21 protein-coding genes and 4 tRNA genes are annotated in these 22,935 nt (G+C 68.6%); 21 read left to right on the top strand and 4 right to left on the bottom strand.

Features of this window, described 5'->3' with window-relative positions:
* Positions 1 to 7 precede the first annotated feature (7 nt).
* Positions 8 to 502, bottom strand: a complete 495-nt coding sequence (locus tag ACSNN9_RS15325) for a YajQ family cyclic di-GMP-binding protein (protein WP_132230880.1) — start codon at positions 500 to 502, stop codon at positions 8 to 10.
* Positions 503 to 650: 148 nt separating this feature from the next.
* Here ACSNN9_RS15325 and ACSNN9_RS15320 point away from each other — a divergent pair.
* Positions 651 to 734, top strand: a tRNA-Tyr gene (locus ACSNN9_RS15320).
* 539 nt (positions 735 to 1,273) lie between these two features.
* A complete protein-coding gene (locus tag ACSNN9_RS15315) occupies positions 1,274 to 3,244 on the top strand; it encodes a hypothetical protein (protein WP_436673802.1) in 1,971 nt (656 codons plus the stop codon).
* 8 nt (positions 3,245 to 3,252) lie between these two features.
* Here ACSNN9_RS15315 and ACSNN9_RS15310 read toward each other — a convergent pair whose 3' ends face one another.
* Positions 3,253 to 3,735: a GntR family transcriptional regulator gene (locus tag ACSNN9_RS15310; RefSeq protein ID WP_436673800.1), complete on the bottom strand. Its 483-nt coding sequence runs from the start codon at positions 3,733 to 3,735 to the stop codon at positions 3,253 to 3,255.
* Between the two features lie 477 nt (positions 3,736 to 4,212).
* Here ACSNN9_RS15310 and ACSNN9_RS15305 point away from each other — a divergent pair, with 477 nt between their 5' ends.
* Positions 4,213 to 5,679 (top strand): pentapeptide repeat-containing protein, encoded by a 1,467-nt coding sequence (locus tag ACSNN9_RS15305; RefSeq protein WP_436673798.1) that lies wholly within the window; start codon positions 4,213 to 4,215, stop codon positions 5,677 to 5,679.
* Positions 5,680 to 5,997: 318 nt separating this feature from the next.
* Here ACSNN9_RS15305 and ACSNN9_RS15300 read toward each other — a convergent pair whose 3' ends face one another.
* Both ACSNN9_RS15300 and ACSNN9_RS15295 read right to left on the bottom strand, forming a co-directional pair.
* The gene (locus ACSNN9_RS15300) at positions 5,998 to 6,534 is read right to left on the bottom strand and encodes a hypothetical protein (protein ID WP_436673796.1); all 537 of its coding nucleotides are present in this window, start codon (positions 6,532 to 6,534) and stop codon (positions 5,998 to 6,000) included.
* A gap of 87 nt (positions 6,535 to 6,621) precedes the next feature.
* The gene (locus tag ACSNN9_RS15295) at positions 6,622 to 6,981 is read right to left on the bottom strand and encodes an ArsR/SmtB family transcription factor (RefSeq protein WP_436673794.1); all 360 of its coding nucleotides are present in this window, start codon (positions 6,979 to 6,981) and stop codon (positions 6,622 to 6,624) included.
* A gap of 67 nt (positions 6,982 to 7,048) precedes the next feature.
* On the opposite strand from ACSNN9_RS15295, the gene ACSNN9_RS15290 reads away from it, so the two are divergent.
* The 18 genes from ACSNN9_RS15290 (at position 7,049) to rpoB (ending at position 22,893) form a co-directional block, all read left to right on the top strand.
* Entirely contained in the window at positions 7,049 to 8,167 is a 1,119-nt protein-coding gene (locus ACSNN9_RS15290; protein ID WP_436673793.1) for a cation diffusion facilitator family transporter, read from the top strand.
* Between the two features lie 544 nt (positions 8,168 to 8,711).
* A complete protein-coding gene (locus ACSNN9_RS15285; protein ID WP_436673791.1) occupies positions 8,712 to 8,855 on the top strand; it encodes a hypothetical protein in 144 nt (47 codons plus the stop codon).
* Positions 8,856 to 8,906: 51 nt separating this feature from the next.
* A complete protein-coding gene (locus tag ACSNN9_RS15280; RefSeq protein WP_436673789.1) occupies positions 8,907 to 11,435 on the top strand; it encodes a putative bifunctional diguanylate cyclase/phosphodiesterase in 2,529 nt (842 codons plus the stop codon).
* A gap of 96 nt (positions 11,436 to 11,531) precedes the next feature.
* Positions 11,532 to 11,604, top strand: a tRNA-Thr gene (locus tag ACSNN9_RS15275).
* Between the two features lie 25 nt (positions 11,605 to 11,629).
* Positions 11,630 to 11,702 (top strand) — tRNA-Met (locus ACSNN9_RS15270).
* 132 nt (positions 11,703 to 11,834) lie between these two features.
* Positions 11,835 to 12,002: a 50S ribosomal protein L33 gene (gene rpmG / locus ACSNN9_RS15265; protein WP_013288652.1), complete on the top strand. Its 168-nt coding sequence runs from the start codon at positions 11,835 to 11,837 to the stop codon at positions 12,000 to 12,002.
* A 127-nt stretch (positions 12,003 to 12,129) separates the two neighbouring features.
* Positions 12,130 to 12,576: a MaoC family dehydratase N-terminal domain-containing protein gene (locus ACSNN9_RS15260; RefSeq protein ID WP_121399901.1), complete on the top strand. Its 447-nt coding sequence runs from the start codon at positions 12,130 to 12,132 to the stop codon at positions 12,574 to 12,576.
* Position 12,577: 1 nt separating this feature from the next.
* A complete protein-coding gene (locus ACSNN9_RS15255) occupies positions 12,578 to 12,970 on the top strand; it encodes a MaoC family dehydratase (RefSeq protein ID WP_357872425.1) in 393 nt (130 codons plus the stop codon).
* Positions 12,971 to 13,098: 128 nt separating this feature from the next.
* A tRNA-Trp gene (locus ACSNN9_RS15250) sits at positions 13,099 to 13,171 on the top strand.
* A 214-nt stretch (positions 13,172 to 13,385) separates the two neighbouring features.
* Positions 13,386 to 13,778: a preprotein translocase subunit SecE gene (gene secE, locus ACSNN9_RS15245; protein ID WP_436673786.1), complete on the top strand. Its 393-nt coding sequence runs from the start codon at positions 13,386 to 13,388 to the stop codon at positions 13,776 to 13,778.
* A gap of 38 nt (positions 13,779 to 13,816) precedes the next feature.
* Positions 13,817 to 14,539, top strand: coding sequence for a transcription termination/antitermination protein NusG (nusG, locus tag ACSNN9_RS15240; protein WP_357872431.1), 723 nt, complete (start codon positions 13,817 to 13,819; stop codon positions 14,537 to 14,539).
* Positions 14,540 to 14,723: 184 nt separating this feature from the next.
* The gene (gene rplK / locus ACSNN9_RS15235; protein WP_334607504.1) at positions 14,724 to 15,155 is read left to right on the top strand and encodes a 50S ribosomal protein L11; all 432 of its coding nucleotides are present in this window, start codon (positions 14,724 to 14,726) and stop codon (positions 15,153 to 15,155) included.
* An 83-nt stretch (positions 15,156 to 15,238) separates the two neighbouring features.
* The gene (gene rplA, locus ACSNN9_RS15230; RefSeq protein WP_358089213.1) at positions 15,239 to 15,955 is read left to right on the top strand and encodes a 50S ribosomal protein L1; all 717 of its coding nucleotides are present in this window, start codon (positions 15,239 to 15,241) and stop codon (positions 15,953 to 15,955) included.
* A 76-nt stretch (positions 15,956 to 16,031) separates the two neighbouring features.
* Positions 16,032 to 16,880: an ATP-binding cassette domain-containing protein gene (locus tag ACSNN9_RS15225; RefSeq protein ID WP_436673782.1), complete on the top strand. Its 849-nt coding sequence runs from the start codon at positions 16,032 to 16,034 to the stop codon at positions 16,878 to 16,880.
* Positions 16,877 to 17,566, top strand: coding sequence for a hypothetical protein (locus ACSNN9_RS15220; protein WP_436673780.1), 690 nt, complete (start codon positions 16,877 to 16,879; stop codon positions 17,564 to 17,566). The genes ACSNN9_RS15225 and ACSNN9_RS15220 overlap by 4 nt, the downstream gene beginning before the upstream one ends.
* 342 nt (positions 17,567 to 17,908) lie before the next feature.
* Positions 17,909 to 18,454 (top strand): 50S ribosomal protein L10, encoded by a 546-nt coding sequence (rplJ, locus tag ACSNN9_RS15215; protein WP_088998343.1) that lies wholly within the window; start codon positions 17,909 to 17,911, stop codon positions 18,452 to 18,454.
* A 54-nt stretch (positions 18,455 to 18,508) separates the two neighbouring features.
* Complete coding sequence (gene rplL, locus ACSNN9_RS15210; protein WP_436673778.1) at positions 18,509 to 18,892, top strand: 50S ribosomal protein L7/L12; 384 nt, start codon at positions 18,509 to 18,511, stop codon at positions 18,890 to 18,892.
* A 569-nt stretch (positions 18,893 to 19,461) separates the two neighbouring features.
* Positions 19,462 to 22,893, top strand: a complete 3,432-nt coding sequence (rpoB, locus tag ACSNN9_RS15205; RefSeq protein ID WP_357872445.1) for a DNA-directed RNA polymerase subunit beta — start codon at positions 19,462 to 19,464, stop codon at positions 22,891 to 22,893.
* Positions 22,894 to 22,935: the final 42 nt, after the last annotated feature.

Genomic DNA, 22,935 nt, shown 5'->3' with positions numbered 1-22,935 from the left:
CGGGCCCTTACCGGTAGTTGGTGAACTGGAGGGCGACGCCGAAGTCCTCGCCCTTGAGCAGCGCGATGACGGCCTGGAGGTCGTCCCTCTTCTTGCCGGTGACCCGCAGTTGGTCGCCCTGGATCTGGGCCTGGACGCCCTTGGGGCCCTCGTCGCGGATCTTCTTGCTGATCGCCTTGGCCTTGTCCGAGTCGATGCCCTGGATCACCTTGCAGTCGATCTTGAAGATCTTGCCGGACGCGCGCGGGTCGCCGGCGTCCAGCGACTTCAGCGAGATGTTCCGCTTGATCACCTTCTCCTTGAAGACCTCCAGCGCCGCCCGCACCCGCTCCTCGGTCTCCGCCTGGAGGCTGATGGCCTCCTCGCCCGACCAGGAGATCTCGGCGCCGGTGCCCCGGAAGTCGAACCGCGTCGCGAGCTCCTTCTCCGCCTGGCGGAGAGCGTTGTCGACCTCCTGGCGGTCGACCTTGCTCACGATGTCGAACGACGGGTTCGCTGCCATGCTCATGCTCCTGCTGTCCGGCGGTCTGTGGTCCTTCGTCCCCCGCTGACCAGCGGTACGACCCCCTGACGGTACCCGGTTGCGCCGATGCCGGGGGCAGCCGCTATCCTTGCTTCCGCTGCCGCGTTACGACGCGGTGGGGTGCCCTGGCGGGTTGCCCGAGCGGCCAATGGGAGCGGACTGTAAATCCGTCGCGAAAGCTACAGAGGTTCGAATCCTCTACCCGCCACCAGGAGCACCAACGGCCCCTGACCAGCAGGAATGCTGATCGGGGGCCGTTGTCGTTTGTCTGGCCGAGTCCGGCTGAGTCCAGCCGTTGACGACTGGTTGTGGGCAGATGGTGGGCAGGTCGATCTTGCCTTTGAGCGTGTCCCTGGGGCTGCATCTGTGGGTGTTGGTGGCGCTCGCGGGTAGGTGCGGGCCGCGACCGTAGAGACCGGCTGAGGGCCTCTGCGGCTGGGTGTCGTTGGCTGCGGGAGGTAGGCCGGGGGCAAGCCAGTCCCGGGGTTGGACTGGCGCGGCAGTCGGAAGCCCGGACCGTCGACCAGGTCGACCCGTTCGGCTTCCGTACCGCCTGGCCGTGATCGTGTCGCTCCTGGGGGCGGCGGTCCGGCGGCAGTCGGTGGCTCTCCGCCCCGGCGCCGAAGGCGGCCGGGGCGGAGAGCCACCGGCCGGCTCACCGCCCCCGCGCCGCGCGGAGCGCGGCGCCTTGATACAGAACAGAGCGATTCGGCAGTGCGCGCTTTGTAGCCGAAAGCTATCGTCAATCCGATGCCTGCGGACCTGAGCCACCGTCGCCTACCCGTGCGCTTGTGGCGCGTGCTTGCGATCGTCGGCGTGATCGGCGTTTCTGGCTGGTGGTGGGTACCCGCCGCGGTGAGATTCGTCGGAGATTTTTTCAAGGCGGACCTAGCTAACAAAGATAGCTTCAGCAGCGTCATAAGCATGGTAGTCGGCATCTTGTCACTCCTGACTTCCATCTCTTTGGGTTATGCCCAAATCCGTAGCGCCCGACTGCTCGGTCTATCGGGTGATACCAGGTCAACGGATTCGCGGCAGCACGGTGGGCCTAGCCAGCATGAGACAAGCCTCGAAAAGATCACCCGTTTGGAGCGGGTGGATAACGCTGATGCGCTCGCACTCCGGGTTCACCCTGCGATCGATCTTGGCGCATCAGCCTCTGCCACGGATTCAGTGAGCCACCTTGGGCCTGGGGGCAGGGGTGGATCCCTTAATCCTGACCTGCCGTTATTCGTTCCGCGTGAGAAATATGCCCAGGTCTGTAAGGACTTGTTTGACTTCAGGCGAGACGGCGGATTCTTACTGCTGGTTGGGAACTCAAGCGTTGGAAAGACTCGCCTGCTCTTCGAGGCGACGAGGGCTGTCCTTGGCGACTTCAGACTCTTTGCCCCCAGCCTGGGTGACGGCGATTCGATCAACAGTCTTGCCAAGCTGAGCGGCGAACTTCCGCCCTTGGTCGTATGGTTAGACGAGCTGCAACGCTTCTTGGATGGGCCATATTTGACCGCTGGCCACACCTCCATCACGGCGAGTGCGGTTCGTAAGCTCCTGGAATCGAGTTCCCCTGTTGTTTTCGTCGGAACTCTTTGGCCCGAGTATGCCCGCCAGTTTCGCTCTACAGACCGCGATGATGCTGCCGGATTATGGCGTCCTCGATATCCTTCCGCGCTGGATATTTTAAGAAATAGCCGACTGCGAGAGATATCACTTGCGGCCTTCAGTGCTGAAGAGCGCGAAAAGGCAGCCGAGTTCGGTGACATCGATCCCCGCCTAGCGGTCGCGCTGAAAATCAAAGATCACAGCCTTACGGCAGTGCTAGGTGGAGCTCGTGAAATAGTTCGACGGTATGAGCAGGGGGCGGAGGGGGAGCGAGCGATTATAGACGCTGCGGTTGATGCTCGCCGCCTAGGGATACAGACGCCATTGAAAGAGGAAGTGCTACTCAGTGCCGCTAGGGCTTACTTGCACAGCCATCACCCTAGCGACGATTGGTTTAGCGAATGCTTGAACGAGCTGATTGTCGACGGGCGGCCTCAAGATCGCGCTACCGCACCAATCGTGGCACTGATCAGCCCGGATCGTAGGTCCGTAGTCGGGTACGCAGTAACCGACTACCTTCTTCAGCGGCTGGTCAAGGAGCGGGAGAACCACGATATCCCGGATATTGCGTGGGAGACTTTCGTCGGCGAAATGACAACCCTGCGCGACCGCATGCGGTTAGCGGCGAGTGCGGTGCGCGCGGGTGTCCCGCGTCATGCCGAGTCGCTCTATCGAAGAGTCTTGAATAGTGGCGACGAGGGCTCGCAAGAAGCGGGGCGTGAGCTGTCTGAATTGCTCGTCTCGCAGGGGCGTCTAGATGAACTGGGCAGCCTTGCGGACGAGGGAAACAGCTTTGCCATTGAGGCCCTGGTGGGGCTGTTCATGTGGTCGGAGCGTGCCGACGAGGCATTTGACAAGATGCGCACTCATGCTGATAACAAGGGTGTCGATTACCTGCGGCGTTTTGCCGCCTTTCTTGAAGTGAGCGGGCGGGATGGCGATGCGATGCTGATTTTTCGGGGCTTGGCGGCCAAGGGGGACCGATACGGGCAGCGGCGTCTACTTGAGATGCTCCTCAGTGGCGGGAAGATTGATGAGGCAATAGAAATAAGCCGCGCGATCGAGAATCGGAGCTGGTTTTCGGCATTCGGGCTTTCTGAGATTGAGGCCGCCCTTAATTAAACGCAACTTCACTCATCGCGTGGCGTCGTACTATACTCTCGGATCACCTTCTCCGGCACGCCTTCTGCTTTTATTATAGTCTCACGCTCGAATAGGCTGGTTCCAACCTCCACGCTGAACGCTCTTGCGAGACGTGAGTCTGCAGCTACCACGCGTGTAGAGATTTGAGTTGAACCAACAAGGGCAGTCGGGTATCCGATCACGCAAGTGCCTCGACCATGCTCCGTCGAAACTAGGCCTTGGTCTCGAAGAATTGAGATTGCTTGGCGGACCGTGCCGCGACTGGCTCGGAACTCGGCGGTTAACGCGCTTTCGGTTGGCAGAAATGTGCCAGGGGGCATAGTGCCTTCACGGATGCGATCCATGAGGTCCTCTGCAATCGCTCGGTAGCGGGGCTGTCCATAGCGCGGGGTGGGCACTCCTTCAAGGTACCTGGCACTTGTCTTACCAAGTGCCAAGCAAGGGCCCGATTCGATGCATAGACAACTCATCCACTTGTAGGTACATTTCCCTGTGTGCAGCCAGGGTACGGCTCCTGTCAGGGGTGGTCTCGTGTCTGCCCTGGTCGCACCTGATGCGCGGCGTCCTGTCGGACCGGTTGCGGTAGCCGCGCGTACAAGTTGGTTCGGCGATACCTGACCCGTCTGCGTCGGACGGTGCGCCGTGCCTTCATCCGGGCCGGTGGCCGGCTGCATTCCCCCGTCCGCTCGTACGCCGGCCCTACGACCTGCGGCACGCGGCGGCGTCGCTCTGGCTGAATGCCGGCGTCCCGCCGACCGAGGTCGCCCGGCGCCTGGGCCACGGCGTAGCTGTCCTGCTCCGCGTCTACGCCAACTGCATCGACGGCGGCGACGACACCATGAACGACAAGATCGGCGACGCGCTCGGGTGAGGTTACTGCGGGCCTGAGCGATATTCGCGGTGTCCTGCTGAGCGCTGAGGTGGACGAGGTGCGCTAGAAGGAGGGGGTGGAGTTGCTCTCGCCGCAAGACTCAACCCGGTCCGAGGTCCGTGTCACGGTTGGTTCGATTCAGGCCACTGATAGTCGCGTGCCAGAGTTGCGGCTCTGGGGCATCCGCCGGTCAATCGCTTTGGCTGTTGCAGTTGCGCTGCTCCTAGTCGGCGGTCTGATCGCTGCGGCGCTCCGGTACGCGGGTTGGCCTGGCCTTGAGCGGGGTGCCACCGTCACAGCGGCCACGTTATTCGACCTTTTGAAGCTTGTCTTTGCCGTTGTGGCGGGCATCGGCGGTGTGGCAGCCTTGGTGGTCGCCTACCGTCGGCAGCGAGTAGCGGAGCACACAAACGCGTTGGCGGAATTCGCCCACCAACTGGCGCAAGCTGCTGATCTGCGTGCCGAGGTCTCCAAGGCTCTTGCTGAGGCGGCCGACGAACGGGCAAAAATCGAAACTGACCGTAATGGTGTCCGGCTGTTCAACGAACGCTTTGCCAAGGCGTCCGAGCAACTCGGGTCGGAGAAAGCGGCCGTACGCCTCGCCGGCGTCTACGCCATGGCCGGTCTTGCTGATGACTGGATGGAAGGGCGGCAGACCTGCATTGACGTCCTCTGCGCCTACCTCCGCATGCCCTACAACCCGCCCCCGGGAGCTTCGAGTGAAGCGGCACAGACCGACGACCAAGTGCCGATTGCAAACGTGGAGACGACCCGAACCGCTCGCGAGGAGCGAGAAGTGCGTCATTCCGTGATCCGCCTCGTCGGCAGGCACTTGCGCCTTGCTGAAGACGATGCAGCCTCGTGGCGTGGCTACGACTTCGACTTCACCGGTGCGGTCTTTGATGGCGGAGACTTCTCGCATGCGTCGTTCACCGGTGGGGAGGTGTCTTTCGGCGGGGCGACGTTCACTGACGGGGATCTGTCTTTCGACGGGGCGTCGTTCATCGGTGGGGAGGTGTATTTCGGCGGGGCGACGTTTAGTGGCGGAGAGGTGTCTTTCGGCGGGGCGACGTTTAGCGGCGGGGAGGTGTCTTTCGACGGGGCATCGTTCAATGGTGGGAAGGTGTCATTTTTCGAGGCGTCGTTTACTGGTGGAAAGGTGTCTTTCTTTGGAGCCACGTTCAGGGGTGGGGAGGTGGCCTTCCCCGCGGCGACGTTCAGTGGCGGAAAGGTTTCCTTCCCCTTCGCGACGTTCAGTGGCGGGACGGTTTCCTTCAAGTTGGCGACGTTTAGTGGCGCGGAGGTGTCCTTCACCGGGGCGACGTTCAGGGGTGGGGAGGTGGCCTTCCCCGCGGCGATGTTCAGTGGTGGGGAGGTGTCCTTCTCCAAGACGATGCTCAGGGGCGGGGCGGTGTCCTTCTCCAAGGCAAGGTTCAGCGGTGGAGCGGTGTCCTTTGACGGGGCATCTGTGCAAGTTCCGCCGAAGTTCGACGAATGGGTTGGCGGCCGTCCTCCGGCCGGCCTGGTCCTGCCAGGAGCGTGAGTATCTGTGGGCGTGGGCAGATGGTGGGCGGCGGCTCGGCCCGTGCCGGCCCCGCAGGCAAAATCGCCAGCTCAGAGACGCTGACCGAGGCAAACTCGCGGACGCCCTGTAAATCCGTCGCGAAAGCTACAGAGGTTCGAATCCTCTACCCGCCGCCAGGAGCACCAACGGCCCCTGACCAGCAGGAATGCTGATCGGGGGCCGTTGTCGTTGGCATGGCCGGGTCCAGTTGAGCCCAGCCGCCGACGACTGGGTTGCGGATTGAGGCGGCACCATGAACGACATGATCGGCGATGCGCTCGGATGAGCGTTCCTGGTTCAGCTGTCCTCGGCCGTGACATCGCCGATCAGGCGTCGGGCCTCTGCCATGACGTCCACGTCGAGGTCCGCGGTCGTGGTGCCCGTGTACGGGTGCCCGTTGTAGACGGAATCCACGTAGAGGTAGGCGTCTTCAAGGGCGATCAGCTCGGCTGCCAGCGGGGTGCCCTCCCAGGCCATGAAGGCGTACGTCCAGGATGCGAGGTCGCGAGGCGTGATGGTGTGTGCGAGCGCGCGCCGCGCCATGATCCGGAGGGCCTCCTCTTCGCCCTCTCGGCTCCCCTCCTGGTAGTAGGTCAGGGAAAGTTCCGCCAGAGCGTCTTCCAGCCAACGCCGCAGCTCGTCGCTCTCGCTGCCCTTTTCGGGCGAGACGCCGGCGAGGATCCGAAGGGTCGGACTGTCCACGCCCGCCATGAGGCAGTCGCAGGCGGCCTCGATCACGTCGGCCGCCGTGGCCGGGTTGACACTCCACAGGACGGCGGCGTCCTGGAGGCGGACGAGGGCGTCTTGACCGGGCACCGTCACATGATCCGTCATCGCCCCTCCGCTGTGGCCGACGTATTCAGCGCAGCCCGGCCGCGAGCGGTTCGCCGGCCCCCACGCCAAGCCCTCTGCCCGGGGCGGTCAGTCGTGCTCGGGGATGCCCGCCACCCGGTGCGACGCGGCGTGCATGACCTCGGTCACCAGCCGACGCACATGCCCTCCCCGGGCGCTGTACCACGCGCGCCGGCCGTCGCGCCGCACCGTGACCAGTCCTGCCAGCCGCAGCTTGCCCAGGTGCTGCGACACCGCCGGTCGCGCCACCCCCAGCGCCGCCACCAGCCCGGTCACGTCGTGCTCGCCGTCGACGAGCAGCCACATCAACCGCAGCCGCGTGCCGTCGGCGAGCATCCGCAACATCTCGGTCGCTGCCTCGACCTGGCTGTCGGCGGGGAGGCGTTGTTGCAGGTCGTTGGCACCTGCAACATTGTCGCGTGCGTACATGAGCACATATTATCGCCGTCGTCGGGAATGCCGGTCCACGATCCGGTGGGGGACGTCGGGAGGCGCGGTGAACGACCACGACCACAGTGAGCACGACCGGGGCCACGACCATCCGGCCGACCACGACCACGACCACGACCACGACCGCCACGACCACCCGCACGATCACGGCCACCACCACGAGGGTCTGCTCGCCGCCTGGCGGCATCGGCTGACCCACGCGGTCGTCCCCCACTCGCACGACTCCCGCGCGAAGGTCGACCCGGCTTTGGAGTCCTCCCGCGAAGGTCTACGCGCCCTGTGGATCTCACTCGCCGGCCTCGGGATCACCGCCGTCGCCCAGGCCGTCATCGTCGTGCTGTCCGGCTCGGTCGCCCTGCTCGGCGACACCCTGCACAACGTCGCCGACGCCCTGACCGCCGTACCCCTGGCGATCGCCTTCGTGCTCGGCCGGCGGGCCGCCACCCGTGCCTACACCTACGGCTACGGCCGGGCCGAGGACATCGCCGGCATCGTCATCGTCGCGGTCATCGCCGCGTCCGCCGTCGCCGCCGCCTGGACCGCCGTCGCCCGGTTGCTGCATCCGGCCGAGGTGACCCACCTGCCCTGGGTGGCTGCCGCCGGCTTCGTCGGCTTCGTCGGCAACGAGCTGGTCGCCCGCTACCGCATCCGGGTCGGCCGCCGGATCGGCTCCGCCGCCCTGGTCGCCGACGGCCTGCACGCCCGCGCCGACGGCTACACCTCCCTCGCCGTGCTCCTCGCCGCCGGCGGGGCCGCCCTCGGCTGGCGCTGGGCCGACCCGGTCGTCGGCCTGGCCATCGCCGTCGCCATCAGCTTCGTCCTCAAGGACGCCGCCCGCGAGGTCTACCGACGCCTCATGGACGCCGTCGACCCCGCCATCGTCGACCAGGCCGAGACCACGCTGCGCGCCGTCGACGGCGTCCGCGACGTCACCACGGTCCGGCTCCGCTGGATCGGCCACCGGCTCCACGCCGAAGCCGAACTCGTCGTGGACACCCATCTCAGCCTCGTCGCCGCCCACGAGATCGCCGCCGACGCCGAACACCAGCTCACCCACGCCGTGCCCCGGCTGACCAGCGCCACCGTGCACACCGATCCCGACTGCCACCGCGGCGCCCACCACCACACCGACCTGTCGCACAAGCGCCGGCAGCTGACCCGCTGACGACCAGCTCCTCGGCCATCATCCGCCGCAACGTTCCGCGACGGGTGGCCGATGCCGGAGGGCGACCGAGGGTGCGTCGGAGCGGCGGTCCCCGGCGGGCCGGTTCACGTGCCCGGCGGGATCCTCCCGCCACCGCGCGGGGCCCGGGTGCCGGTGGCGGGCCGTCCTCCTGGCGCCGCGACTGCGGTACGGGCTTTGTCGGTCCCTCGTCAGAGCCCTGGCGCGCTGGCGCAGAACGAGTATCGTGGTCGATGTCCGGTCGAGTTCGTCCTCGGCGCGACATCGTCCCTGGTGAAGGTGGGTACGTCTGGACTCCCGGACCTTCCCCCAATTGCGCGGAAGGTCGCATTCCGCAATGTGCGAAGTGCACGGTGCCCACTCAGCCCCGTGATCAGGGCTCGGTCGGGGCGTCCCCTGGGCCGAACGGCGGAACGTCACCGACGCTCGGTCCGGCGGTGCCCGCACGGCTTTTCTGGGTACCTGCCTTGTGGCACGATCGTGGGACCTCCACCATCCCCGTGACACTTCCCCTGCAGGAGCAACCATGTCTCGTCGAAAGCTCGGCCGGCTGCTTGGCTCGCTTTTCGCGCTCGCCGCTCTCGCGAGCGGCGTCCTGGTCGGTGATTTCCAGGGATCCGGAGATCTCCAGACCGCCGACATCATCTGGAACATGCCCGCGCCTCGCTGAGGAACCACCGCTCGATGACGTGATACCGGCGGGCCGGTAAGGGGGCACGGGATGGCGGGTCGTGGCCCCACCGGCCCCCGCTCGACTGAATACGCATGGCTGATCACCGGGCCGTTGGCCCTGATCGCCATTGTCTGCACGACGGCGGTCGGCCTGGTCGCGCCGCAGCCGTTCGGCGGGTGGTCGCTCGCGCTGCCACTCCTCGCGGCCATGGTGGCCGCCGGAATCCCGGTACTGAACTTCACCGTCCGGCGGCAGTCCCTCGGCGTGACCCTGACCGAGATCCCGCTGGTCCTGGCGTTCTATCTCGTCGAGCCGCTGACGGTCGTCGTGATCTACACGGTCGCGTCGGCGGTGTCCCACCTCAGGCACCGGTTCGGCGCGACGAAGTTCTGGTTCAACGTGGGCCGGGCTGCCGCGGGTTCGTCGCTGGCCGTCCTCGTGCTCCAGGCCCTGCCGCCCGTCGAGGGTGTCGGCCCGGCCACCTGGCTGGAGTTGTTCTTCGCGGCCAGCATGGTGAACCTGCTGAGCATGGCCTCGGTCGCCGGCGTGCACACGCTGTTGCAGGGCTGGCAGGCGGGACGGGGCGCGCTCCGGCAGTCCATGCCGGGGCTCCTGGCAGCGATGATCAACATCGCCATCGGCATCATCGTCCTCATTCTCGTCGCGACCACGTGGTGGTCGCTGCTGCTGCTGGGGACCCTCCTCGTCGCCCTGGCCTTCGTCTACCGGGCGTACGCGCAGTTCTTCCGGCAGCACCGCACCCTCACCGACATGTACGAGCTGAGCCGCGCGGTCAGCGAGAGCGGCGAGTACGGCACGCTGCCCGACGCCCTCCTGGGCCGCGTGCGGGCGCTCATGCAGGCGGAGTACGCCACGCTCTGGCTGCCCGCCCAGGGCAGACACCCCGAGGTGCTGCTGACCGCGCGCAACGACGCCTCCGGTCTGCTCGACTTCGCGAAGACCCCGGCCGTCCTGCGCGAACGTGCCCGGGACGAGGGCCGCACCGTCGCCGTCGGTCGAGGACTGACGACCGACGCCGACCTGCGCGCCTCGCTCTCGACGCACGGGGTCAAGGACGTGATCGTCCTTCCGCTGCGGTCCGGTCAGGCGGTCATCGGCACGCTGGAGGTGGCCAACCGGCTGGGCGACAGCAACTACTTCGTCCGCACCGACGTGCCTCTATTCGAGACGGTGGCGGCGCACGCGGCGGTGGCGTTGGAGAACTCGCGGCTGGTGGACCGGCTCCGGCACGACGCCGGCCACGACACCCTGACCAGGCTGCCCAACCGGCGGCGGATCACCGACGCGCTGGGGGAGGCCGTCAAGATCCGGGCGCCGGGCGAGGTGGTGGCCCTGCTGCTGTTCGACGTCGACCGGCTGCGCCAGGTCAACGAGTCGCTCGGGCACGCCGCCGGCGACAAGGTCCTGGTGGAGGTCGCCAACCGGCTGCGCTCCTGCGTGCCCTCCTCGGCCCTGGTCGGGCGGGCCGGCGGCGACGAGTTCCTGGTGACGCTGCGCCTGGAGAGCACCGAGGCGGCGACGGAGCTTGCCGCGCAGCTGCGCGAGCAGATCCGCGACGAGATGGTCTTCGACGCGCTCACCCTCGACGTGGACACGGCGGTCGGTGTCGCCGTGCACCCCGACCACGGCAGCGACGCCGCCTCCCTGCTGCAACGGGTGGACCTGGCGGCGACGGCGGCCAAGTCCGTGCCGGGCAGCGTGCAGCTGTTCAGCCCGGCGCTGGAGTCCCGGTCGCTGCGGCGGCTCGGCCTCGCCGGCGACCTGCGGCGCGCGCTCGACGACGACGAGCTGGAGGTCTACTTCCAGCCCAAGGTGACGCTGCGGGACCGCCGGCTGGTCGGCGTGGAGTGCCTGGCCCGCTGGGAGCACCCGGCGCACGGCACGGTCGCCCCGGAGGACTTCGTGGCGGTGGCCGAGCACACCGGACAGCTCGGCCGGTTCACCGAGTTCGTGCTCCGCGAGGGGCTGCGGCGCAGCCGGGACTGGACGCACGCCGGCCAGCCGCTCGCCGTCGCGGTCAACCTCTCCGCCCGTACGCTCACCGACCAGCACTTCCCGGCCCGCGTCAAGGAGCTGCTCGACGAGTACGGCGTACCGCCGCAGCGGCTCACGCTGGAGATCAAGGAGGCCGGGGTGCTGGACGGCACCGACCGGCCCATCCCGACCCTGCGGCGGCTGCGCGACCTCGGCGTACGGCTGTCGGTGGACGACTTCGGCACCGGCGACTCGTCCCTGGCCCACCTGCGCCGGCTGCCGGTGCACGAGGTGAAGGTCGACCGTTCCTTCGTGCAGGGCATGGCGACGGATCCGGGCGACCTGGCGATCGTCAACGCGGTGGTCACGCTCTCCCAGCAGTTCGGCCTGGCCGTGGTCGCCGAGGGCGTGGAGAGCGAGCTGACCCTGGAGCTGCTCCAGGACATCGGCTGTGAGATCGGCCAGGGCTTCCTGTTCAGCCGGCCGCTGCCGTACGAGCGCCTGGAGGCCTGGTTCGGCGCCCAGGTGGACCCGGAGACGATCTCCCCGGGGGAGCTGCCCCGGCTGCGGGCCGTGCCCTGATCTGCGGAAACGCCCCCGTGGGGGATCCGATTTCATCTCCGCCGCACGGCCGTGTAATGTATCCCCTGCGCGTCACCCCCCGGGGAGATCGCGCAGGCCCCCTTAGCTCAGTCGGCAGAGCGTCTCCATGGTAAGGAGAAGGTCTACGGTTCGATTCCGTAAGGGGGCTCAGAGGGTCCGGCTGGACCCGCCACGGCGGTGTAGCTCAGATGGCAGAGCAAGCGGCTCATAATCGCTGTGTCGCCGGTTCAAGTCCGGCCACCGCTACTCTCGTCCACCGGGCCAGCTCCCGGCGGTCGGTGGGATGGGCGCCACAGGCGCCCACTTTGCATGTCCGCGCCGTCAGCGCGTAGGCTGATGCGCCGTAGTTGTTATCCGTAGCGAGGAAGGCACTCCGCCGTGGCGAAGGCGACCGATGTCCGGCCGAAGATCACTTTGGCGTGTGTGGAGTGCAAGGAGCGCAACTACATCACGCGCAAGAACCGTCGTAACGACCCCGACCGCATCGAGCTGAAGAAGTTCTGCCCGCGGGACGGCAAGCACACGGTCCACCGCGAGACCCGCTGACCCACGGCCGGCGTCCGCCGGCCCGGTCCTCTGGCACTTCCCGATCGCCGGTCCGTAGGGACGGCGCGGCTCCGGCCGCCGCCGACCGTACGGATCGGCGATCGGCGTTTGCGTGTAGGTTCGCGGCATGTCCCTGGACCCGTCCTTCGTCGGCCGGACGTATCCGCCGACCGCCCCCTATCAGGTGGGCCGAGAAAAGATCCGCGAGTTCGCCACGGCGATCGGCGCCGCCGATCCGGCCCACCACGACCCGGAGGCCGCGCGTGCGCTCGGCCACCCGGACGTGGTCGCCCCGCCGACCTTCCCCATCGTGCTCACGATGGCGGCCAACCAGCAGATCATCGACGACCCGGCCCTCGGCGTCGACTACAGCCGCGTCGTCCACGGCGACCAGCGCTTCGCCTACACCCGTCCGGTGGTGGCGGGGGACGAGCTGGTCTGCGTCAGCGTCATCGACGACGTCAGCAGCCGTGGCGGGCACGGCTTCCTGACCACCCGCACCGAGGTCGCCACCCCGGCCGGCGAGCCGGTGGTGACCGTCTGGTCGAAGCTCGTCGTACGCGGGGAGGGCTGAGATGGAGCTGCCAGCCAGGACGTTCCGGGTGACGCGCGCGGACCTGGTCCGCTACGCCGGCGCCTCGGGGGACTTCAACCCGATCCACTGGAGCGACCGGACCGCCACGAAGGTGGGTCTGCCGGGCGTGATCGCCCACGGCATGTTCACCATGGCGCTGGTCGGCCGCGCGGTCGCCGAGTGGGCCGGGGCGCCCGACGCGATCGTCGACTACAACGTCCGCTTCACCCGGCCGGTGGTCGTCCCGGACGACGACGAGGGCACCGAGATCGAGGTCACGGCGGTGGTCCGGGAGGTCACCGAGGACGGCCTGACCAGGCTGGACGTGACCGCCGTGTGTCGGGGCGAGAAGGTGCTGTCGCAGGCGCGGGCGACCGTCCGGGCAGCGCGCTGACCAGGCTCTCGACGCGCGAGGGGCAGACCGGTTGGGAAAGTCGTGCCGCTACCCGTACACTGGTCCGCCGTGGGGCAAGTAACCCCTGCACGGTCGTGCATGACCGGGCGGGGCGAGCATTGCCGCACAGGGGTGTAGCTCAATTGGCAGAGCAGCGGTCTCCAAAACCGCAGGCTGCAGGTTCAAGTCCTGTCACCCCTGCGCCTCAGGCCTGACCGTTCCCGTGGGTCGCGGCGCCGTACGGCGGCGTCCGGCCCGTGGTGGTGGCATCGGCGGGGTGGCTCCGAGGCATTCGGGCCCTCCCGGCTGATCCGCCGGCCGCGGCCCGTCGCGGGACGGTTGGTCCGGCCGGCGTGACCTAACGCCGCGCACGCCCGACAGCGTGCGACCCCGACATCCCGCGACGGAGGGCGAAGTGGCCGACAAGAAGCGGCGCGGCGAGGACGCCGGCGACGACCGTCTGCACGACGAGGTCGTCGACGACGTGGCCGACGACGACGCCACCGACGCCGAGGAGCCGGTTTCCCGCGGCGGCACCGCGACGCGTTCGCGGGCGAAGGCGGATTCGGCGGACAGCCGTCCGAAGACCAGGGCGGATACCGAGCGGGTGGGTCTGTTCGGCCGCATCGCCCGATTCATCCGCGAGGTCGTGGCGGAACTGCGTAAGGTCATCTGGCCGACCCGCAAGGAGCTGCTGACCTACACGGCCGTGGTGGTCGCCTTCGTCACGGTGATGCTGACGATCGTGGCCGGCCTTGACTTCGCCTTCGCGAAGGGCGTGCTGTGGGTCTTCGGCAACCCCAGCTGACCGGCCGACTGAGCCGATAGTGACGGAAGTGAGCGAGCGTGCCTGAGTACGACGAGACCGCCGAGACCACGGACGAGCAGTCCACGGTGGCGACGGCGGCTGGTGACGAGTCGGTCGAGGCCGCCAGCGAGCCGGAGTTCCCCACCACCGAGCCCGCACCGGACGAGGACTACGACCCGGTCGCCGAGCTGCGGCAGAAGCTGCGCTACGCGCCGGGCGACTGGTACGTGGTGCACTCGTACGCCGGCTACGAGAACAAGGTCAAGACCAACCTCGAGACCCGGATCACGAGCCTCGACATGGAGGACTACATCTACCAGGTCGAGGTGCCGACCCGGGAAGAGGTGGAGGTCAAGAACGGGAAGCGGTCGCAGATCCAGGCCAAGGTCTTCCCGGGCTACATCCTGGTCCGGATGGAGCTGACCGCCGAGTCCTACTCCTGCGTGCGCAACACGCCGGGCGTCACCGGCTTCGTGGGCGCGACGGACCGGGCCGACCGCCCGGCCCCGCTCTCGCTCGACGAGGTGCTGAAGTGGCTGGCGCCGGCGATCGAGACCGAGCAGAAGAAGGCCAAGCCCGAGATCAAGGTCCTCGACTTCGAGGTCGGCGACTCGGTCACCGTCACCGACGGCGCCTTCGCCTCGCTGCCGGCCACGATCAGTGAGATCAACGCCGACCAGCAGAAGCTCAAGGTGCTGGTGTCGATCTTCGGCCGCGAGACGCCGGTGGAGCTGAACTTCAACCAGGTCGCCAAGATCTGACGTCCGGAGCGCCGGCGGTGGGCAGCGGCCCGCCGCCGGCGTACCCGTTCCGCCCTCCGGCCCGACCTCGACGCAGGCGGCGGCGGAACGCTGCGCTACTCTAGAACGTCGTCGCTGTCGCATCGCGCTGACCGTGCGCGCCTGCGGCCGGCACCTTTCCCAGTTTCAAGCCCCAGGAAGAGACATGCCTCCGAAGAAGAAGCTCGTCAAGACTTTCACGCTTCAGCTGAAGGCGGGCCAGGCCACGCCGGCGCCGCCCGTCGGCCCGGCGCTCGGCCAGCACGGCGTGAACATCATGGAGTTCTGCAAGTCCTACAACGCGCAGACCGAGTCCCAGCGGGGCGACATCGTCCCCGCCGAGATCAGCGTCTACGAGGACCGCAGCTTCACCTTCGTCCTGAAGACCCCGCCCGCCGCCCGGCTGCTGCTCAAGGCCGCCGGGGTGGAGAAGGGCTCGGGCGTCCCGCAGAAGGACAAGGTCGGCTCGGTGTCGCAGGCCCAGGTGCGTGAGATCGCCGAGAAGAAGATGGTCGACCTCAACGCCAACGACATCGACCAGGCTGCGAAGATCATCGCCGGCACCGCCCGGTCGATGGGCATCACCGTCAACGACTGACGCTGGTCAGCACTCACCCGATCAGTTCGTGGGAGGGCGCGCGGACGACGCGGCCCGCCATAGACCACAGGAGTACGCAGAACATGCAGCGCAGCAAGAGCTACCGCAAGGCCGCCGAGGTCATCGACCGGTCGAAGCTCTACACCCCCGCCGAGGCCGTGAAGCTGGCCAAGGACACCACCACCGCCAAGTTCGACGCCACGGTCGAGGTCGCCATGCGCCTCGGCGTCGACCCCCGCAAGGCGGACCAGATGGTCCGTGGCGTGGTCAACCTGCCGCACGGCACCGGTAAGACCGCCCGCGTGATCGTCTTCGCCGCCGGCGCGAAGGCCGAGGAGGCCGCCGCCGCCGGTGCGGACGAGGTGGGCACCGACGAGCTGGTCGCCCGGATCCAGGGCGGTTGGCTCGACTTCGACGCGGCGATCGCCACGCCGGACCAGATGGCCAAGATCGGCCGGATCGCGCGGATCCTGGGCCCGCGCGGTCTCATGCCGAACCCGAAGACCGGCACCGTGACCATGGACGTCACCAAGGCCGTCTCGGACATCAAGGGCGGTAAGATCACCTTCCGGGTGGACAAGCACTCCAACCTGCACCTGATCATCGGCAAGGCCTCGTTCTCCGAGTCCCAGCTGATCGACAACTACGCGGCGGTCCTCGACGAGGTCCTGCGGGCCAAGCCGTCCGCCGCGAAGGGCAAGTACCTCAAGAAGGTCACCCTCACCACCACCATGGGCCCGGGCGTCCCGGTCGACCCCAACGTGGTGAAGAACCTGCAGGAGGCCTCGGCCGAGGGCTGAGCATCCGCACCCGTGACGGGGCGTCGCCACATCGTGGCGGCGCCCCGTTCCGTGTCGGTTGTGGCATGCTCGGCCGGTGCGCCTGGAGAACGTCTGGCTGCGTTACCGGCGGCGGGGCCCGTGGGTGCTGCGGGAAGCCGCGGTGCGGGTCGGCCCCGGTGAGGTCGTGGTCGTGCTCGGCCGTAACGGCGTGGGCAAGTCGACCCTGCTCCAGGTGGCGGCCGGGGTGCTGCGGCCGAGCCGGGGGCGGGTCACCGGTCGGCCCCGGCACGTCGGGTGGGTCCCGGAGCGCTTCCCGGCCGACCAGCCCTTCACCGTCGCGCACTACCTGACCGCCATGGGGCGGGTCGCCGGCCTCGATCCGGCCGCCGCCGGCCATGCGGTCGACCACTGGACCGCCCGGCTGGGCCTGTCCGCGTTCCGCCGGGTCCGGTTGCCGGAGCTGTCCAAGGGCACCGCGCAGAAGGTCGGCCTGGCCCAGGCGATGCTGCGTCCACCCGGCCTGCTGGTGCTCGACGAGCCGTGGGAGGGCCTCGACGCCGCGACCCGGGACCTGGTGCCCGCGGTGATCGACGAGGTGGCGGCGGCGGGCGGGTCGGTGCTGGTCAGCGACCACCGCGGCGAGATCGCCCGATTGCCCGGCGCCCGCCGGTGGACGGTGGCGGACGGCACGGTCACCGAGGCCGCGCCGTCGGCGGACGCGGCGCTGGCGGTGGTCGAGGTCGCGGTCCCGGCCGCGCGGGTCGACGGCACCGTCGCCCGGTTGCGCGCCGAGGGCCACCAGATCCTTCGCGTACGCCGACCCGCCCCGCCCGGTGCCCCCGACGGCGCGCAGGGACCGCCGACGGGGCCCGTGGACGGCGGCGCGACGCCCCTCGTCGGGGCGCCGGAGGCCACGGGCGGGACGACCGGGGGAGCGCGGTGACCGCGCTGCTCCGGCTGCGGCTGGCGGGCTTCCTGCGTACGGGACGGGCGTTGGCCCCGCTGCTGGCCGGCCTGGTGGCCCTCGGCGTCCTCTACGGCGGCGGCCGGGCACAGCCGGGGGAGGCGTACGGCGTCTCGGCGGTGGTGCTCTTCCCCGTGCTCGCCTGGCAGACCAAGGTGCTGCTGGACGTCGAGCCGGACGTGCAGCGCCGGCTGGCCCAGGCGCTGGTCGGGGTGCGCCGGGAGCGACTGGCCGGGCTGCTGGCGGCCGGCGTGGCCGGGCTCGGCACGGTGGCCGTCGCGCTGGTCTTCCCGTGGCTGGTCGGCGGGGTCGCCGGCCCTGTGGAGCCGGGCGACCGGTCGGTGCCGGTGGGCATCGCCGTCGGGCTGTGGGCGCACCTGCTGGCCGTACCCGCGGCGGTGGCGCTCGGGGCGCTGGCCAGCCGCGCCTCGACGGGCAGCGCGGGCTACGGCGTCGCGGTGCTCGCGCTCGGCGGGGTCGGCGCGGTCGTCCTCGGCCTGAGCGGGTCGGTGGCGCCGTGGCTGGCGCCGCCGGTGATGGCGACCGCGCGGGCCGCCGCCGACGACCTGGCCGCGTCGAGGGTGGGTCTGCTCACCGCCTGGGCCGCGGCCTGGAGCGCGGCGGCCGGCGCGGCGTACCTGTGGCGGCGGCGCTTCCGGCCCTGACCCCGGCGCGGCCTCCGGTCCCTCGCGCGGGGAGTGACCCGGCGCACCCGGGGGCGATTTGGTGGTCGCGGGCCTTTCGCGTAACCTAGGCCCCGAAGTTCCACCCAGAGACCGCTGGTCACCGTGCCCCGGCACGGTCGAAGGTCCCGCGACGACGGGCGACCCGCGCAGGGCGGTAAGCGAAATTCGGTGCTGAGCATGGTCCGCCGACCGTGTCCGTGTGCCGGCCCTCGCCCCGTGCGCCCTGCGCCGGGGCCTTTCTCGTTGTCGTGGCGCCTGCGCCCCCGTCGAAAGCTCCGGCCGACGACGGTGACCGGCCTCGAGTAACGAGAGAGGAGGGACATGGCGGACAAGCCGATCCGGGCCGACAAGGCCACGGCCGTCGCTGAGCTGACCGAGAGCTTCCGCAACGCGGGCGCCACGGTGCTGACCGAGTACCGCGGTCTGACGGTTTCCCAGCTCACGCAGCTGCGGCGCTCGTTGGGTCAGGAGACCAGCTACACGGTCGCGAAGAACACGCTCGCGAAGCGTGCCGCGACCGACGCTGGCATTTCCGGCCTCGACGAGATGTTCACCGGTCCTACCGCGCTGACTTTCGTTTCGGGCGACGTCGTCGAGGCGGCGAAGGGGCTTCGCGACTTCGCGAAGGCCAACCCGAAGCTCGTCATCAAGGGCGGTGTCTTCGAGGGCAGGGCCATCACCGCGGCCGAGGTCACGAAGCTCGCCGACCTGGAGTCCCGCGAGGTGCTGCTGGCCAAGCTGGCCGGCGCGATGAAGGGCAACCTGAGCAAGGCCGCGGCCCTGTTCCAGGCCCCGCTGTCGAAGACCGCCCGTCTGGCGGCCGCCCTGCAGGACAAGCGCGAGAAGGAGGGCGCCGAGGCGGCCTGAGGCCCCGCGGCGCACCCAGTTCTTACCTAACAGATTCAGGAAAGGACGCCAGACATGGCGAAGCTCAGCACCGACGAGCTGCTCGACGCGTTCAAGGAGATGACGCTGATCGAGCTCTCCGAGTTCGTGAAGCAGTTCGAGGAGACCTTCGAGGTCACCGCCGCGGCTCCGGTCGCCGTCGCCGGCCCGGCCGGCCCGGCCGCCGCCGCCCCGGTCGAGGAGGAGAAGGACGAGTTCGACGTCATCCTCGAGGCCGACGGTGGCAAGAAGATCCAGGTCATCAAGGTCGTGCGCGAGCTGACCGGCCTGGGCCTCAAGGAGGCCAAGGACCTGGTCGAGGCCGCTCCGAAGGCCGTCCTGGAGAAGGCCAACAAGGAGACCGCCGAGAAGGCGAAGGCCAAGCTCGAGGGTGAGGGCGCCAAGGTCACCCTTAAGTGACCTGACGTTCCACCAGACGCGCGTCCGGCTCGGTGAGCCGGGGCACATCGCGTCACGGCGGGCGGTGATCCGACAGTGGATCGCCGCCCGCCGTCTTGGTGGACCGGCGGCAGGCGCGTGAGCAGGGCGTCGACGCCTCGAACCGGCCGGCGACCGGGGCCCGGCGGTAGCCCGTCGGTGGGAAAGACGCGGCGACCCGGATGCCGGGCCTTGACGCGGCACCGGCCCGACAGGCACGCTGACACAGCAAGACCTTCCGCGCTTGCAACGGCCACCACTTGGGTAATGGCAGCGGCGACACCATCGGCCGCCACACCCGAGCGGCCCGGCAGGAACGCCGCGTTCCGAGCGGCCCGGTGAGACCCCGGTTCGAGGGGCCCGAGGCACGTTCCGCGACGACCTGCGGGGTGGGCTGGACAGCGGTTAGCCTCTCGGCTACACTGCTAGTTTGCGCTGCCTTCCGACTTGACCCCTGCTCGGAAATGTCCGTTTACGGATATTTCTGGTGGGGTCATTGGAGTGCACGCGTACCAGCCGTTCTGCAGCACCGGTCCTCGGAAGGACGCATCTTGGCAGCTTCCCGCCCTGCGAAGACCAGTCGTACGTCGAGCGCATTCGCTCCCCGCCGAGTTTCATTCGGCAGGATCACCGAACACCTCGAGGTCCCCAACCTCCTCGCCATCCAGAACGAGTCCTTCGACTGGCTCGTCGGCAACGAGGCTTGGCAGGGCCGGTCGGCGGACGACCCGCACGCACGCTCGGGTCTCGCGGAGATCCTCGACGAGATCAGTCCCATTGAGGACTTCTCCGGCACCATGTCGCTCTCCTTCTCGGCTCCGCGCTTCGACGAGGTCAAGGCCTCGATCGAGGAGTGCAAGGAGAAGGACCTGACCTACTGCGCCCCGCTGTTCGTGACGGCGGAGTTCACCAACAACACCACCGGCGAGATCAAGAGCCAGACGGTGTTCATGGGTGACTTCCCGATGATGACGCCGAAGGGCACCTTCATCATCAACGGCACCGAGCGCGTCGTGGTCAGCCAGCTCGTCCGCTCGCCGGGCGTCTACTTCGACAAGCAGCCGGACAAGACCTCCGACCGCGACCTCACCAGCGTCAAGGTCATCCCCAGCCGGGGTGCCTGGCTCGAGTTCGACATCGACAAGCGCGACACGGTCGGCGTCCGCATCGACCGCAAGCGCCGGCAGGCCGTCACGGTCCTGCTCAAGGCCGTCGGTTGGTCGGCCGAGCGGATCCGCGAGCGGTTCGGCTGGTCCGAGCTGATGATGACCACGCTCGAGAAGGACCACATCGCCGGCGCGGACGAGGCGTTGCTCGACATCTACCGGAAGCTCCGCCCTGGCGAGCCGCCGACCCGCGAGAACGCCCAGACCCTGCTCGACAACCTCTTCTTCAACCCGAAGCGGTACGACGTCGCCAAGGTCGGTCGTTACAAGTTCAACAAGAAGCTCGAGCTGGAGGTGCCGATCACCACCGGCACCCTGACCGAGGACGACATCGTCGCCACCGTGGAGTACCTCTGCCGGCTGCACGCCGGTGAGGACGGCTACGAGGCCGACGACATCGACCACTTCGGCAACCGGCGCCTGCGTACCGTCGGCGAGCTGATCCAGAACCAGGTCCGGGTCGGTCTGTCCCGGATGGAGCGCGTCGTCCGCGAGCGGATGACGACGCAGGACGTCGAGGCGATCACGCCGCAGACCCTGATCAACATCCGCCCGGTGGTGGCGGCGATCAAGGAGTTCTTCGGCACCTCGCAGCTGTCCCAGTTCATGGACCAGACCAACCCGCTGGCGGGCCTGACCCACCGGCGCCGGCTGAGCGCGCTCGGCCCGGGTGGTCTGTCCCGGGAGCGGGCCGGCTTCGAGGTCCGCGACGTGCACCCGTCCCACTACGGCCGGATGTGCCCGATCGAGACGCCGGAAGGCCCGAACATCGGCCTGATCGGCGCGCTCTCCACCTTCGCCCGGGTCAACCCGTTCGGCTTCATCGAGACGCCGTACCGGAAGGTCGTCGACGGTCGGGTCACCGACCAGATCGACTACCTGACCGCGGACGAGGAGGACCGGTTCGTCAAGGCGCAGGCCAACGCGCCGCTGAAGGCCGACGGCACCTTCGCCGAGGACCGGGTCCTGTGCCGCCGTAAGGGCGGCGAGACCGAGGACGTGGTTCCGGGCGCCGTGGACTACATGGACGTGTCGCCGCGGCAGATGACCTCGGTCGCGACCGCGATGATCCCGTTCCTCGAGCACGACGACGCCAACCGGGCACTGATGGGCGCGAACATGCAGCGCCAGGCGGTGCCGCTGGTCAAGGCCGAGTCCCCGCTCGTCGGCACCGGCATGGAGTACCGCGCCGCGGTCGACGCCGGTGACGTGGTCGTCGCCGAGGTCGGTGGCGTCATCGAGGACCTCTGCGCCGACTACATCACGATCCACCAGGACGACGGCCACCGCCGCACGTACCTGCTGCACAAGTTCCGCCGCTCCAACGCCGGCTCCTGCGTCAACCAGAAGCCGGTCGTCTTCGAGGGCGACCGCGTCGAGGCCGGTCAGGTCATCGCCGACGGTCCCTGCACCGACGAGGGCGAGATGGCGCTCGGGCGCAACCTGCTCGTGGCGTTCATGTGCTGGGAGGGCCACAACTACGAGGACGCGATCATCCTGTCGCAGCGCCTCGTGCAGCAGGACGTCCTCACCTCGATCCACATCGAGGAGCACGAGGTCGACGCCCGGGACACCAAGCTCGGCCCGGAGGAGATCACCCGCGACATCCCGAACGTCAGCGAGGAGATGCTCGCCGACCTCGACGAGCGCGGGATCATCCGGATCGGCGCCGAGGTCGTCCCCGGCGACATCCTGGTCGGCAAGGTCACGCCCAAGGGCGAGACCGAGCTGACCCCGGAGGAGCGGCTGCTCCGCGCGATCTTCGGTGAGAAGGCGCGCGAGGTCCGCGACACCTCGCTGAAGGTGCCGCACGGCGAGACCGGCACGGTCATCGGTGTGCGTACCTTCTCCCGCGAGGACGGCGACGAGCTGCCGCCGGGCGTCAACGAGCTGGTCCGGGTCTACGTCGCCCAGAAGCGGAAGATCCAGGACGGCGACAAGCTCGCCGGCCGGCACGGCAACAAGGGCGTCATCTCCAAGATCCTGCCGATCGAGGACATGCCGTTCCTGGAGGACGGCACGCCCGTCGACATCGTGCTCAACCCGCTGGGTGTGCCGTCCCGGATGAACATCGGCCAGGTGCTGGAGACGCACCTCGGCTGGGTGGCGAAGACGGGGTGGAGCGTCGACGGCGACGACGCCGAGTGGAAGCGCCAGCTGCGCTCCATCGAGGCGCACGAGTCGGAGCCGGACACCAACGTGGCCACGCCGGTCTTCGACGGTGCCCGCGAGGAGGAGATCTCCGGCCTGCTGGCGTCGACCCTGCCCAACCGGGACGGCAAGCAGCTGATCGGTTCCAGCGGCAAGGCGCAGCTGTTCGACGGCCGCTCCGGTGAGCCGCTGCCGGACCCGATCGCGGTCGGCTACATCTACATCCTGAAGCTCAACCACCTGGTCGACGACAAGATCCACGCCCGGTCGACCGGTCCGTACTCGATGATCACGCAGCAGCCGCTGGGTGGTAAGGCGCAGTTCGGTGGTCAGCGCTTCGGCGAGATGGAGTGCTGGGCGATGCAGGCGTACGGCGCCGCGTACGCCCTGCAGGAGCTGTTGACGATCAAGTCCGACGACGTCCTCGGCCGGGTCAAGGTCTACGAGGCCATCGTCAAGGGCGAGAACATCCCCGAACCGGGCATTCCGGAGTCGTTCAAGGTGCTGCTCAAGGAGCTGCAGTCGCTGTGCCTCAACGTCGAGGTGCTGTCCAGCGACGGCGTGGCCCTGGAGATGCGCGAGACCGACGACGAGGTGTTCCGCGCCGCGGAGGAGCTGGGCATCGACCTGTCCCGGCGCGAGCCGAGCTCGGTCGAAGAGGTCTGAGGTGAGCGGTGGGGGGGGGGGGGGGGGGGGGGGGGGGGGGGG

Source organism: Micromonospora sp. URMC 107 (assembly GCF_051386315.1).
In the GTDB taxonomy this organism is placed as follows: Bacteria; Actinomycetota; Actinomycetes; order Mycobacteriales; family Micromonosporaceae; genus Micromonospora.
Note: the sequence above shows the minus strand (reverse complement) of the source record. Positions and strands in the feature narration are given on the sequence as shown.